Origin of the sequence: Pseudoalteromonas sp. DL2-H2.2, from assembly GCF_021532535.1 — a bacterium.
In the GTDB taxonomy this organism is placed as follows: domain Bacteria; phylum Pseudomonadota; class Gammaproteobacteria; order Enterobacterales; family Alteromonadaceae; genus Pseudoalteromonas; species Pseudoalteromonas rubra_A.
The window spans coordinates 150177-163855 of sequence record NZ_JAKGBD010000009.1 but is presented as its reverse complement, the minus strand read 5'-3'; the positions used below and the strand labels follow the sequence as shown (position 1 = coordinate 163855).

The 13679-nt window shown below is 42.8% G+C and carries 15 protein-coding genes and 2 pseudogenes; 2 read left to right on the top strand and 15 right to left on the bottom strand.

Annotation, left to right across the window (positions count from 1 at the left end; genetic code table 11):
* Positions 1–37: 37 nt before the first annotated feature.
* From L1285_RS16105 to L1285_RS16055, 11 genes are all read right to left on the bottom strand, one after another.
* The gene (locus L1285_RS16105) at positions 38–631 is read right to left on the bottom strand and encodes a hypothetical protein (RefSeq protein WP_235413190.1); all 594 of its coding nucleotides are present in this window, start codon (positions 629–631) and stop codon (positions 38–40) included.
* A gap of 553 nt (positions 632–1184) precedes the next feature.
* Entirely contained in the window at positions 1185–1601 is a 417-nt protein-coding gene (locus L1285_RS16100) for a GFA family protein (RefSeq protein WP_235413189.1), read from the bottom strand.
* A gap of 187 nt (positions 1602–1788) precedes the next feature.
* Complete coding sequence (locus tag L1285_RS16095; protein WP_125719007.1) at positions 1789–2070, bottom strand: hypothetical protein; 282 nt, start codon at positions 2068–2070, stop codon at positions 1789–1791.
* 176 nt (positions 2071–2246) lie between these two features.
* A complete protein-coding gene (locus L1285_RS16090; RefSeq protein WP_235413188.1) occupies positions 2247–2543 on the bottom strand; it encodes a hypothetical protein in 297 nt (98 codons plus the stop codon).
* A gap of 188 nt (positions 2544–2731) precedes the next feature.
* Positions 2732–3154 (bottom strand): hypothetical protein, encoded by a 423-nt coding sequence (locus L1285_RS16085; RefSeq protein ID WP_235413187.1) that lies wholly within the window; start codon positions 3152–3154, stop codon positions 2732–2734.
* 278 nt (positions 3155–3432) lie between these two features.
* Positions 3433–3720, bottom strand: coding sequence for a YciI family protein (locus L1285_RS16080; RefSeq protein WP_235413186.1), 288 nt, complete (start codon positions 3718–3720; stop codon positions 3433–3435).
* Positions 3721–3965: 245 nt separating this feature from the next.
* Positions 3966–4526 (bottom strand): hypothetical protein, encoded by a 561-nt coding sequence (locus tag L1285_RS16075; RefSeq protein WP_235413185.1) that lies wholly within the window; start codon positions 4524–4526, stop codon positions 3966–3968.
* Between the two features lie 603 nt (positions 4527–5129).
* Positions 5130–5651: a penicillin-insensitive murein endopeptidase gene (locus L1285_RS16070; RefSeq protein ID WP_235413184.1), complete on the bottom strand. Its 522-nt coding sequence runs from the start codon at positions 5649–5651 to the stop codon at positions 5130–5132.
* A 261-nt stretch (positions 5652–5912) separates the two neighbouring features.
* Positions 5913–6329 (bottom strand): GNAT family N-acetyltransferase, encoded by a 417-nt coding sequence (locus L1285_RS16065; RefSeq protein ID WP_235413183.1) that lies wholly within the window; start codon positions 6327–6329, stop codon positions 5913–5915.
* Positions 6330–6423: 94 nt separating this feature from the next.
* Entirely contained in the window at positions 6424–6741 is a 318-nt protein-coding gene (locus L1285_RS16060) for a hypothetical protein (RefSeq protein ID WP_235413182.1), read from the bottom strand.
* A 519-nt stretch (positions 6742–7260) separates the two neighbouring features.
* Positions 7261–7422, bottom strand: a complete 162-nt coding sequence (locus L1285_RS16055) for a hypothetical protein (RefSeq protein WP_235413181.1) — start codon at positions 7420–7422, stop codon at positions 7261–7263.
* Between the two features lie 69 nt (positions 7423–7491).
* Here L1285_RS16055 and L1285_RS16050 point away from each other — a divergent pair, with 69 nt between their 5' ends.
* Positions 7492–8463: a transposase gene (locus L1285_RS16050; RefSeq protein WP_235413180.1), complete on the top strand. Its 972-nt coding sequence runs from the start codon at positions 7492–7494 to the stop codon at positions 8461–8463.
* An 876-nt stretch (positions 8464–9339) separates the two neighbouring features.
* On the opposite strand, the gene L1285_RS16045 is transcribed toward L1285_RS16050, so the two are convergent.
* From L1285_RS16045 to L1285_RS16030, 4 genes and pseudogenes are all read right to left on the bottom strand, one after another.
* Positions 9340–9882 (bottom strand): cytochrome b, encoded by a 543-nt coding sequence (locus tag L1285_RS16045; protein WP_235413179.1) that lies wholly within the window; start codon positions 9880–9882, stop codon positions 9340–9342.
* A gap of 47 nt (positions 9883–9929) precedes the next feature.
* Positions 9930–10634 (bottom strand): helix-turn-helix domain-containing protein, encoded by a 705-nt coding sequence (locus tag L1285_RS16040; RefSeq protein ID WP_235413178.1) that lies wholly within the window; start codon positions 10632–10634, stop codon positions 9930–9932.
* Between the two features lie 843 nt (positions 10635–11477).
* Positions 11478–11642: pseudogene (locus L1285_RS16035) on the bottom strand (IS3 family transposase); the annotation flags it as partial.
* Positions 11643–11833: 191 nt separating this feature from the next.
* A pseudogene (locus L1285_RS16030) lies at positions 11834–11958 on the bottom strand (transposase); the annotation flags it as partial.
* A 154-nt stretch (positions 11959–12112) separates the two neighbouring features.
* Here L1285_RS16030 and L1285_RS16025 point away from each other — a divergent pair.
* Positions 12113–13156, top strand: a complete 1044-nt coding sequence (locus L1285_RS16025) for an IS110 family transposase (RefSeq protein ID WP_235413176.1) — start codon at positions 12113–12115, stop codon at positions 13154–13156.
* Positions 13157–13679 lie beyond the last annotated feature (523 nt).

Below are 13679 nucleotides of genomic sequence, written 5' to 3'. Positions count from 1 at the left end.
TATGGCGCCATCCCTTTGCAGTCCAATCAACGGCTAGTTAGTGTTGTTTACCAAACACAGTATCGAAGCTTTCGCCTGAGTTTAATCTCTCTATGCCCTCATAGAGGGTTTTAGGGTCAATACGTTCAAATGCCACCCGCGATGCCTGATATGCCCAGGTATCTTTGGGTGAAAAATCTGACAAGCCCATCACCCGACTCACTTGTGCACGCTCAATATTGATGTTCTCCAGAAGCAAAGGAGCGCGGTAATCAACATAAGTACCAGAGCCTTCGAGCAACCAGGGCTTGATTTTGAAGTTTTTAGTAAAAAAACTGGCTCTGTGAAACACCTCAGCATGCGCGGTTTCATGTGCTATCACATCCACATTCATGCCTTTGGGACCAATAAAAACGCACTCTCTCATCAAAGCGCTGCGCGCCATTCCAGTGGGATTAAAGCCAGCTTGTTGATATGCGGGGTTTTTAGACACGATATACCTGGGACTGGACTGCATTTTACCAAAAGCCGCATCCACTCTGTTTTTTGCCTGGTGCACCTGTGCTATCAGGTTTTCTCGCTGCGCATTACTGAGCGACGCATCGACGTAAAGCTCGGCCTGAACGGCTTTAAAGCCGATGAAAGGTGCCATCTCGCAAGCCAGCGCTGCCTTGTTATAAAATAAAACAGCTGGAGGGACAGCCACACATAAAATGAGCAAAAAAAGTTTTAATATATTCACTTAACCTCTCAAAGGCGCTCGCCGACTGCAAAAGCACGAACTCAACGGGCATTGCACGCCGACTTGTTGAGCTTTTTACCATCTAAAATCGAGAAAAGAGCAAAATACCCAGTACGAATGCCATAAATAAAACAAAGTAAATGATATGGTGCCCATTCCCGGTCGCACTCGCCTTGTAGTGACTTATCATTTTTTCGACATCGTCATTCGAAAACTTGTGCTCACAACGATAGCACTCTACATCGCCTTTCTTAATATACGCACCACAATTTACACATTTATATTTGTAGCTGGGGCTATTCAGTGCAAAAAAAGAAAAACTGGGGTCTCGCTTTTTCATAGTACCCTGACTGTAAAGCTAACTTAGTAAAGTAAAACCTTTCGCCAGGGTTTTACAAACTAACAACACCTTAAGCAGAGGTATCAGCGTTGCTGGCATTCTAAACTTTGTGCGTTAAGTTCATTACATCTTATCGGCAAAGTAAGCCATGATCTCGTCCGTGGTCATTTCCTTAGTCTCGTTGGCAAAACAATAGTAGCCCGGGCGCATATCACTAAAATACTGCATGTCCATTTCCAGCCCCGCCAGGTTTGGAAATAAACCCACCGGCATATTGTAATCACCGGTTTCTGTGAACTTAAAAAACAGATGTGTGCCACATTCAGAACAAAAACCACGAGAAGCCCAGGAAGACGACTTGTACATTTTTACCTTGTCCTCTCCTTCCAGTGTCACGTCAGTACCACATTTCAAAGCAAAGAAAGGCGCACCACCCCAGGCTCTGCACGACTGACAATGGCAAATCGTAAACTTAGGGTTGATGTTTTTTGCCGTAATTTTAACGCCGCCACACAGGCAACTAGTCTCTGAACAAGACATTGGATAATTCCTTTTTTGTTGAAAAGATATGATGACAGAACTTGCTTTACTCAGTAGTTGGCTTAAGTATTTTACAATGCTCTAGCTCATTTTTTCGTAGTAACCTAACACTCAATTAAGGAGTGAAGAACACCTCCACCCAAACCTAAAACATTGTGCCATAAACACTTAACTTGATTGTTGAACGCTAACCAAAGATGCGTACCTTAGCTTCCACTATTTTGTGTGCGATTTTCATGTCATGCTGTAGAGATGCAGATAAACCCATGTTCTGTTCAATAGAAGAAGAAAGAGATCGAGCGATTTTTGATGCGTCTCGACCTTCTAACGCTAAACGAAATATATTAGGCACATAACTATCGTATTCGTCATCCCAGTCGTTTTCACCATCGTTAACACCGATCGGGTCCCAGTCATTCCATAATATGGAGGCGATTTCTTTGAACAGTCTTCTTTCTTCAGTTTTCACAGAAATACTCCTTACTTCGACATTGCGTATAACGCTCGATTCTGAGGCATCCCCAGATATTCATATTTGAAATCAATGTTATGAACACTCTCGACTTTGTTTTAGCCAATTTATTAAAAACACTTGGCTAGAATTGGCAGCAAATGCTGTTTTACACCCCGTAATTGGAGCACTTGCTATAAGTATGCATCGCTCCACTGTGTAATTAAATTCCAGTCTACTGCTGACTCAACAACTTTGCTATTCCCATGATAAGTTTTGTTATAAGTGAAAATGTTATTTTTCAGTTTAAAGCTATCGACAAAGCCTTTTTTCACAGTTGCTAATCGAGTTACAAGCTTATTCTCCAAGTCAAATATCGCTACTCGTGTAATTGGCCCCTTTTGATAATCAGTAGTAAGCCATTCTTCGATTGCTAAATAGCGTCCATCTTGTAACTCACTGCGTGTGAATCCATAAACAAAATTAGGCACTTTTTACCAGCAATTATCAGTGCGTAATAAGCTGGGCCAAATTTAATTTCACTCAAAAATTTAAGTTCATACTGCATATTATAATTTACTTATAGCGTTCACCGTGTGACCACAAAACATCAGTTTACATTTCATCAAAGAGCTTAATTTTTTGCTCGCTCTGATTAAAGCGTTTTTTATTTTTTTTGCTATAAACACTTATCACTACGTGTTCTGCGTACTTTGCGCCCTTCACTTGAGAGAAAAACAAATGAATTATCATCGATAGTGACGATTTTGTCTGTAACTACTATACCGATGGGAAAAGGGTTTTTACCGTTACTTTCTGTTACTGTGAGCATGAGCTGCCCGTCTTTAATTAACCAACTACCGTGCGTAATTGAGTCGATTGAATCACATTTTCCAGAAGTATATTGAATATGTTGTAAAGTTCCATCCTTCCTATATGTGCTAACATGGCCTTCTTGTCCATAATAAGTATCAGCTTTTGACACTGTCCATGATCCAACTAGGCTTTGCGAGAGTTGAAGATCTGTAATTGGTTGAGCAGTAATATCAGCAGATATAGACAACAGAAGCGCTGCTATTCCATATTTCAATTTAAGCACCATCTTAAAGCCCCCTAACAACATAATGACAAGAACGTAAAGCTAAACCGAGAACACAAAAAATCATCGCGTTCAAACATTTACTATAAAGAAAAATAGGCTACTGAATATACCAAGCTTAAAAAGCTCCTGACTTAAACGAGGTGGTCAAGCACGGAAGTGGATACCCTGCACTACCTTGAGTCATTAGCTGGCTAAGTTTCCTAACGCCTTAAGTTTATGATTTCATCTAAAGGGTACATTGCAAGCCACTCCATAATTGCTTGCGTTGTTTGTTGAAACTACGACATAAGAAAGCTTAACCTATTATCTGCTTTTTTCGGATCAATTTCTAAGATTTCAGCCGATACAATATCATGTTTTACAAAGGGATCTGCATTGAATAAAACCTCTAAATCTTCCTTCGATATATTATGAGCAATGACTGAGCCACCTAAACCAGGTTGAAGTGAGCCCACCAACAGAAAAACGCCATCCTCGAAGCCCTGTTTTATCCAATCATTATGGCTTGACATATATTCACTAGCTTGGGACTTATTATCTGAAAACTTAAGTAAAATAATAAACATTGAAATCTCCTTGTTAAAAACACTCGATATTAGATTAAAAAACCACTTAAGCGACAAGTGATTGTTGGCGATAATTTTTAACGAAGCGGAACCGAGCCAACGATTACGAACCAGAATTTAAGGCTTTGCTACTACTAAATTGATAGCAAAAGAACTTAAAAATCAGCTAGTTATACTTTAACGAGGCAAGGGCAAAAAGCCAACTGTTTTTATGTCCCAGCACTTTATAGGCTTGGTATGTGAGTCTACAGTGAACGCGCCTTTTGCCACAAATTGTCAGTGCCAGAGTCCTTGCTCCAATGCTCAAACTTATCACGGTAACTTTCCCATGGCTCGTCTAAAACTTCACGCTCATCAGTAAGCGAATAAGCCATACCTTCCATAAACCATTGAGGCGTATCAAACCAGACTTGCAAATTGCCAAGTTTTTCATGCTGTAAGTGGTGAACAAACTCGTGAGCAAGAAAACTCGATTCCCAGCCCCTGGGGCCAACTACAACGCCAAATGTACTGACCGTTACAGCTCTCATATCGTTGAGACCAAAAGAGTTAAAACAGGATTTGCTGGAACAAAAAATAACTCTGGGATGTGTATCAAACGGAGCCACATGCTTTTCAATGAAAGTATGCGCTGAAGAATAAAGCTGTGAAGCTGTATCAAGCTGAGAAATATCATCTATGCAAATAGTGGCGCTGGCGCAGTACAACCCATTGAGCTCAGGAGCCAATATGCGGATCGGTTTGTAACCAAACCACAGAGCCAAAGGGCTTAAGACTATAATAAGAAGTAGCAATCTCAATTTCATATCAATCCATTCATATAGTGCTTGCCGTAAACGGCACAAAATTGCAAGTTAAAATTGGCGACGAAGGTGGGCAAGCCAAGTGTTTTGCGTCCTCGGGTGAAGCACTTGTTATATATATTTTCAAAGTCCTTTTTGCCAGCGTTGCGGATATAAACTCTTAAATGCTATGTCTTTTAGCTCTGACTTAGTTATATAGCCTTTATTGTATTTATTTCGATAATAGAGTAATGCTGTAAGTGCACAAAATACGTAAAGACAAACTAGCAATGTGATGAAGTAACTCACAAAAAGTGCAACTATAACCGATTGCTCATATTGCCTCATCGGTACATCACTTTCTATGCCAAAATACGAGTTAATGACGAACATCAGATAGAATGCAAGACTGCCCCCAAGCAAACAACCAACACCACCTACTTTTGTAGACTCAGCATAAAAGTGTGGCTTTAGGTTTAATTGACTTCTAATACCCCGAATTAAAATACCAAATCTCCCAATCTTTATAACGCAGCACTTAGCCCGCATACAATAATGGCGCTGGTTTTGCGGTACGCAAAACGAGTGACAAGTTTGGCTGTCAGTTGCAGCGCTTTGTTAGCACTGTTATTTACACGGTATTGCAAAATCAACATGGTAGTGCTCATCATGCCTGACCCATGACCTTTTTTTAGAAAACTGGATGTTTTCTTTCAAATACTGTGCATATTTTGTTTTGTATAAATTTGGCTGTAATTTCGGGTCGAAAATTACTCGCCATAAATCATGTCCATGTTCCTTGGCTTGCTTGTGCAATGCTACAACATGCGCAGCAATCGCTTCATAATCTATGTACATACCATCATAATGGTCATTCACATCAAACTCGATGTTGTAACCCAGCTTATTTAAGAGGTTTGTGGGCAAATGAACAGATTTTCCATTCATATCCTTTACTGGAGTCATGAAATCAACTGACAGTCCGTTTCTATGAGTTTTATGAGGCTTGAATTGGCCCCCATCCTTGAACCCTGTTTCCGCATATTTATAGACCTTTGTTGGCTGTTCAATCTCTAAGTCTTTATATGCTGATACGACAATATCTCTCACTTCAGAATGAACATAGGTGCGGCCAGCCAATCTCGCCATTGTACTGTAGCCTACATAGTTTTTCCTTTGGATGGAAGTTTCGCTCCATTAGTAAGGCTGCCATGGGAAGTCGTCCCGAAGCATGTACTGGTTTCAGCCAAAGCTACCGGCGGAATCAAAAACGTAATAATTAGAAGATGCTTCATATTTAACATGGGTGCTAACGCCCTGTTAATTGGCAAATTTTGCTGGGTTGGTTTTTGCCCGCGGAGCGGAAATGCAAAAAGCGACACAGTAAAACTTGTCCGATTAATCAGCTTGTTATAAGAAATTTTCAAATATGTGCTGGCTTTTCGTGCTTTTAAAACCAGACTTTTTATAAAACTCATGTGTTTGTGCACGATTGATGTTGCACCGTACACGCCATTTTCCGGAATCAACTTCCAAGGCATGAGCTACCAATTTTTTACCGATTCCTAAGTTTCTTCTCGTTGGTTCCACAACCATACCACCAATTTCGTTGAAACCATCGGAAGCCAAGCGGTAAGCTTTAAAAGAGTGTAGCCAACCAACTATTTCACCCTCAATCTCAGCAACGTAAACATTGTCATTGTCTGATCTTAAAAGTCTCGACAATCGCTTTAAGGCAATATCATCGGCAACGATTTCGTAGCCTAAATACACTGACAACTTGTTAATTTGCTCTGAATCTGTAAGTTCTGCTTTTCGAATTTTCACCAAAACTCAAAGCTCCCGTTGCTTATAACGCCGCCCAGCAGCGGCCGACTGTAAGGAGGCCCAGCCAGCTTGCTGGCGTTGCTGCCTGGAATTGTTATGTATCATTCTCTTCGGTCCATGATGGGTTGAATATCTTTTGCCCCTTTAGAGCACCAAAAGAAGAGACTCTGATTGGACCATTTTCTTCAACGCACTTAATGGCAGACTCCAAGGTGGGCATTGCTCGGGTAAAATACACTTCATAGGTTTCCGACACCAGGTTGCTAACTTTGATGATTGAAACGTGAGCTTTATAAGCACCTCTGAATTTTTGAATAGCCGCGGAGCAATAGCAAGCCTCCCCATCAATTATGAAGCTTCCGGAATACCCTCTCTGTTTTCCGCCTTCTACTGCTGAAATGAACTCACTCATAGCTTAGATACATAACGCTTATTAGCGTGAATACCGGTTAGATCCAGTTCCTTAAACCTTACAGATCCACAGCCAAATTATTTTATTCATAATAAGAACAGTAACCTACCACCGTTGCTCTCATTGCTCAAGCCAAAATGGCTTTGTTGAAACCGAGCCTTGTTCATAGCGAGACTTGGGGTCTCGTTATGTAAAACTACTAACCTATTGAATCTATTTAAATTAAATAAAAGCTTCACTTAAACGAGACCTTCAAGGGCGGAGAAAGCGAGAAATTTGACATGGGAGCTGGCTACATTTACTTACAGCTGTATAAAAAACAGCACTTTCAGGTTGAGGCGCTTTTTACCATTTGGAGTAGTGTTCTGGCTAAGTTTACCCCGGCTCGCAAGCGTCCGGGATGACTGCGGGGTCTGTTAGGTGCACCAATATCGCGGCGCTGCTGCGTTTTGTTTTGGTAGATCCCGGCTCGCGCGCGTCCGGGATGACTGCGGGGCCTATTCAGCAGGTGTATAGCATTTATCTAAACTCAAAGTTTACCTGCACCGGGTAGTGATCAGATAACTCGTTGTAGTAGCCGTTATGGTAATTGCGGCCGCTGCTTAGGTTCCAGTTGCCGCGCAGGTAGCTCCAGTACCAGTTTTGCTCTGCTTTGGGATAAAGCGAATAGTAGACACCCATACAAAAACTTGTCTGTCAAACTCCCCCCGTCTATGCTGTTAATCTGCTCCAAGGATAAGGACGAAGCGAATGCCAGCGGCACGGAAAAGCCAGGTCAGCTTAGTTGACACGAAATACTATCATTGCATCTCTCGCTGTGTACGGCGTGCCTTTTTATGCGGTGAAGACCCGTTAACAGGCCAATCTTATGAACATCGTCGTGAGTGGGTTGAAGAAAAGCTACTTTTACTTGCATCCATTTTCTGCATTGACATCTGCGCTTACGCTGTGATGAGCAACCATACCCACATCGTTATGTATGTTGATGACACAAAAGCCAATCGACTGTCTGACAAAGCCATCGTTATCCGATGGCATAAGCTATTTAAGGGAAACTGGCTAACACACAAGTTCATTGTAGGTGACGAGCTTAATCCGTCTGAGCGTATTATGCTTGACGATATTATCGAGAAATATAGGGAGAGACTTGCGAGCATCAGCTGGTTTATGCGCGTACTCAACGAAGACATTGCCCGCCGAGCCAATAAAGAAGATGGCTGTACAGGTCGGTTCTGGGAGGGTCGATTTAAATCACAGGCATTGCTCGATGAAGCCGCACTGGCCGCTTGCATGGCCTACGTTGACCTCAACCCAATCCGGGCCAAAATGGCCACCACACCAGAAGCATCTGAGTTTACCAGTATCAAAAAACGCATTGAACACGCTCATGACGGTAAACAACCAAAGAGCCTTCTGCGCTTTGCTGGCAACCCCAGACAAAACATGCCCAAAGGATTACCCTTTGAGCTTGAATACTATATTGAACTGGTTGAGCTAACAGGCCGATGCATTCGTGCAGATAAGCGAGGCCACATCTGCGATGCTCAGCCTATTCTCGCCAGATCGCAAATAGAGCCCGAAAACTGGCTAAAGCTCACCACGCGATTTACCAAAGTATTCCACGGTGCAGTCGGCAGACAGCAAGCCGTGACTGAATTTTGTGAACACCTGCAAAAAAAACGACGACCTAATCTGGCTAATTGTGAACGCTTATTAGGATAGAGTTGTCATTATCCTAAATTCAAGTGGTGACTGTCTTACTCTGGCAGCGCTTAACTGTGCCAAGAATATCAAATAACTACTGCTTCAACTGAAAATGCTCATCCGCAAAGCCTGATTCCTGAAGCTTTTCGCTTATTTATTTGCAATAGCACGTGTGTTCATTGCTCAAGGACCCGTAATAAGAATAGGTAACGCTGGGTGTCTTCGCTTTTTCTTGAGGATAGAGTTGTCATTATCCTAAATTCAAGTGGTGACTGTCTTACTCTGGCAGCACTTAACTGTGCCAAGAATATCAAATAACTACTGCTTCAACTGAAAATGCTCATCCGCAAAGCCTGATTCCTTAAGCTTTTCGCTTATTTATTTGCAGTAGCACGTTTGTTCATTGCTCAAGGACCCGTAATAAGAATAGGTAACGCTGGGTGTCTTCGTTTTTTCCGCAGAAAATGCTCATCCGCAAAGCCTGATTCCTTAAGCTTTTCGCTTATTTATTTGCAGTAGCACGTTTGTTAATTGCTCAAGGACCCGTAATAAGAATAGGTAACGCTGGGTGTCTTCGTTTTTTCCGCAAAGCCTGATTCCTGAAGCTTTTCGCTTATTTATTTGCAATAGCACGTGTGTTCATTGCTCAAGGACCCGTAATAAGAATAGGTAACGCTGGGTGTCTTCGCTTTTCTCTTCTGGGTGTCTTCGCTTTTCTCTTTTTTTTGGGGCTTTTTTGCGTTTGCTTTTTTGCGAATAACAACAAGATACTCGCCGGGAAACACACAGGCATAAAGGCCGCAAATGTATGACGTTTAGTCATATATAAACCTTATTTCAATTGTTGAATCTCAAAAAACTACCTAGGGTTATAAGGCGATTAGCGGTAATACGTTAAGTCATTCTTCGAAGGATACGGTCTTTCAACCAGAATTGGTGATATACAACCGCCGCCAAATGCAAGGCAATGAAGAAAATCAAAGCATAGCTTGCGTAGATATGGACGGATGTCATCACGACAGCAAGGTCCGGATACGTACCAAAAATCGGTGGGATAGTGATGACAGAAAAGTAGCTGAATGCCACTCCATCTAAAGCCGAGCCAAGCCACCCGCTGATAGGGGTGATAAGCGCCAGGGCATACAAAGAGAAATGCGCAGCAAAAGCAACTTTTTTGAGGTGCACTGTACTATCAGCGCTTGCTGTGGGACTATTTAATGCTCGCCAGATAAGCCGTGGAAGCATTAATATTATGACTGTTAGGCCAAAGTTGGCGTGCCAGCCAATAAGTTGTTCGAACTGTTCCCATCCTGAGTCGGTATCAAGATCAACCCATATCCACCAGATACCAATAACCATCGCTGGAATAATGAAAAATACACTTGCCCAGTGAAACACTTTCGCTACTTGCCCGTAGCCCTGATTATCATTTTTCAATGTTGTTCGCCTTGTTAATTAGGTTGATAACCAGTCGGCGGCTGAACTTAGTGTTGTCGGCTAAGTAACCACGTTATTCTGTTCATCAACGGTCGTATCACAAATTCCGCGAGCATGACTGCATAAAGCAGGCTTTGCATCGAGAACAATATGTCATTCAGGGACATTGAATTGTTGGAAGTTTGGCTTCCGTAAAAGCCAGCCTCGACTACTTCAGTCAATGTCCAAATAACGCCAGCGGTGTAGCAATAAACAAGTGCACGTCTTAATACTGGCAAATGCGCCTGTACCAGCAGTTGGTCTTGTGGCTGTTTGAATATCCAAATAATCGTACCAAACGCATTCACTGTTGCTTTAAAACCACTGCTCATCATAGACAACCCAAAAACCGTCAAACCGATGAATAATGCATTCATCGGATTGATAAAAATCTCCGGGTTATTCCATTCCCATGCAACAAGCAAACTGCACAAACCCACAATACTTAATAAACCGACCATTCCGCCGTAGTTAAGCGTGCCATCACCCACTGTCTCAGGATAATCATGCAATAATTCGGATGGCGTCATGTTTAAGGCTGCCGCAATAGCCAGCTTTGACTCCACTGAACACCGCCCGTCTTTTTCAATGCGCTGAATGGTCCTCAGACTTAAACCTGTTACGGACGCTAGTTTTTCTTGCGACCAACCATTTTCAACACGCATTGATTTGAGCTTGGTTGGCGACACCATCGATTTAACTGCTTCTTGCATTATAGTTACCTCACTGACCTAATTTTTATAGCTAAAAAGGGTATGACAGCGTTACGACAAACATACGTCATTGGCCGCCAAACAGCGCACTCGAGACACTAAATAGGAGTAAATGTTGATTTGTCACCCCACCCAACCTAGTACAGCTCATTAGTAGAATTATGCAGCCTCAAGGTAGACAACTAGGGCCATGTCTTCCAGTGCATCGTAAGGCATTTAATAATTATAAATTTCTAACCACTCTGATAAGGACTATCTGGCTGAATAAACTCTAGCTTTATGTTTTGTTTTGCGCCCAACTTCCCTACAAGCAGGATGTAAATTCAGGTCCATTATTAATCCTTATTTACGGGTAGCTTTCCTCGCCGGGCAATCACTCGTTCAAGCGTTCTGATAACCCGCTCTGTGGTCAAACAGGGATCTACTTCGGTGGCCAGGGCTTGTCGATTACAATCATCAAAAATATTTTATATTCTGATTCGATATCAAAGGCTTAAAGCAGTGCTCATGAAATCCCTGGACCAAGAATCATGGTGCTTTTCCGGCGTACTCAATGGCGCTGGGCTACATGTTGGAATACAGCACTTTCCTTTTCTTTGACATATTGTAAGCACGTTCAACACGCTGCTTGTTCCATGTTTTGCCCAGATGCTGCAGCCGTTTAAACAGCTTAGGCACACCCCTAACAGGGTGACGCTCCACAAGCAATAACAACACTTCGATTACCTCATCATCTGTTGGCTGCTTGTGCGTGTAGTAATAAACACTTTGATTTAGTCCTGCACCTCGCAAACAAGTGCCACACTTACCTTATACTGCTCCAGGAGGTGTTTAACCCTCGCTCTACGCCTGATTGGACTCAAAGCTTTTTCTTTGCAACGATTTCATTAGCATAGTGTGTTTCAGATTCAGTGTTGCAAACATGTCATTGAGCTTACGATTCTCTTCTTCAAGCTCTTTCAGACGCTTTGCATCCGACGCTTTCACGTCGCCATATTTGAAGCGCCACTTATAAAATGTGCTTTATCCAATGTTTGTGTTTTCGGAAAAGATCTAGAGCCAATATACCCGGTTCAGCCTCTTTGATCATAGCAACAATTTGTGACTCGGTGAACTTGCTTGTTCTCATCGTAAAACTCCCTTCTTTTGTTAATGGAAATTCTACTCAAGAACTGTTGCAGTTTAAGAGGGAGTTACAGATGCTCATATGAGCAGCCTGTTAAGCAGCCTTCACGGCATAAAATTCCCGACGAACACTCCGGGAAATACAGTGATAGTATTTGGTATCGGCTAAACTAACCTGCTTCTTCCTTGCAGCTTGCATAGCCCATTATCCTCAACCCTTTGAGCGTGTGCTAAGCGCTAACGCCACATCAAAAGTGCGCCATTTTTAGATGGGTGATTGAGATGGACGCTCCTAAATCGGCGTCAATGCGCCAAACTGAGAGTGATATTTACAGTTAACAGGAGCATCCATCATGAATCAAGTTAGCACATTATCCATTGACTTGGCTAAAAACGTTTTTCAGTTACTTGCTGTGGATAAAAACGGCAAGCCCTGTTTTTCACGCCGGATTAATCGTCAGAAGCTGAAAGAAACCATTCAGAATATGCCGCCTTGTAAAGTCGTTATGGAGGCCTGTGGCTGCGCCCACTACTGGGGAAGAATGTGTATTAAAGCAGGTCATAAAGCACATCTGGTGCCTGCGCAACATGTCACCCCTTTTGTCAGAGGGAATAAAAACGATAAGAATGATTGTCTTGCCATTTATGAAGCCAGTCAGCGGCCTTACATTCGCTTTGTGCCTGTGAAATCAGAATCACAGCAAGCCGTCTTATTACTGCACCGGATGAGAGAAAGGTTGGTTAAGGCACGTACCGCATGCCTGAATCAGACCCGGAGCTTTTTGCTTGAATTTGGCATTGAAACACCTAAAAGTTATCGCGCTTTTTACAGCCACATTCAGACTTTGCTCGACCAACAATTGCAACCGGTTATTCTGTTGCTTATACACGAAACTTGCGCCGAGCTGAGAGCCTTTGAACGCCAGTTAAGACAACTCGATTCTTTGTTTCGAGATACAAACCAACGTAGTCAGGCTGCTGAAATCATGCAATCCCTGCCAGGTGTAGGCCCTATCATCGCGTCTGCTTTTAGTGCCAGCATAGACAAAGGCCAGGCATTTAATAGTGCCAAAGAGTTCGGTGTTTGGCTAGGGCTCACGCCCAGACAATATGCTTCCGCCGATAAAAGTGTTCTGAGCCATATCACCAAACGAGGGGACAGATACCTGCGCAAGCAATTAATCCACGGTGCTCGTACTGTGGTCACAAACGCACATAAAAAAGACGACGATTTAAATCGCTGGGTCAGCGCTTTGCGAGAGCGAATTGGTATAAATAAAACCATTGTGGCCACTGCCCACCGGCTGGCCAGGTTGATGTGGATATTACTACAGAAAAATGAACCGTATCAGCCACAATATACACAATCGGGGGCGGCACAATGCATCAAAGTTTAGGTTGTCAGGTGAGCTCGGCATGGACAAGGGTCGTTGAACCCGTGTGGGTGTAGTGAGCCACTGACAACCGCTTATCTGTTTGCCAAAATACGATGAAAAAAGGTCCAACCCTGCCTGCGCAAAACCCGACGAAGGCACGGTCGTTACAGACCGAGTGGGTGTATTAATTTTAGGGTGTGCAGGCTCGGAACTCATTTGGGGCGCTGAACAATCAGTTAAGCCCGGATATATGTCAGAGCAACACATTTATAGCGGACTGGACCAAACATCAGGCATGGCAAAGCGGATAAAATAACGAACGAGATAACGAAAATTCGCTATCTCGCTGGCCTACTCGGCTTGACATCGCTGGAGCATCCATATATGTCTTTGAACCCTAACCCACTAAAGACCCATAAAAGGAACGTATAACACTGGGTGTCTGCGTATTTATGTCTGCGTATTTATGTCTCTGGGTGTCTGCGTATTTATGTCTGCGTATTTATGTCTGCGTATTTATGTGCGATATCACGGAGTTTTGTAC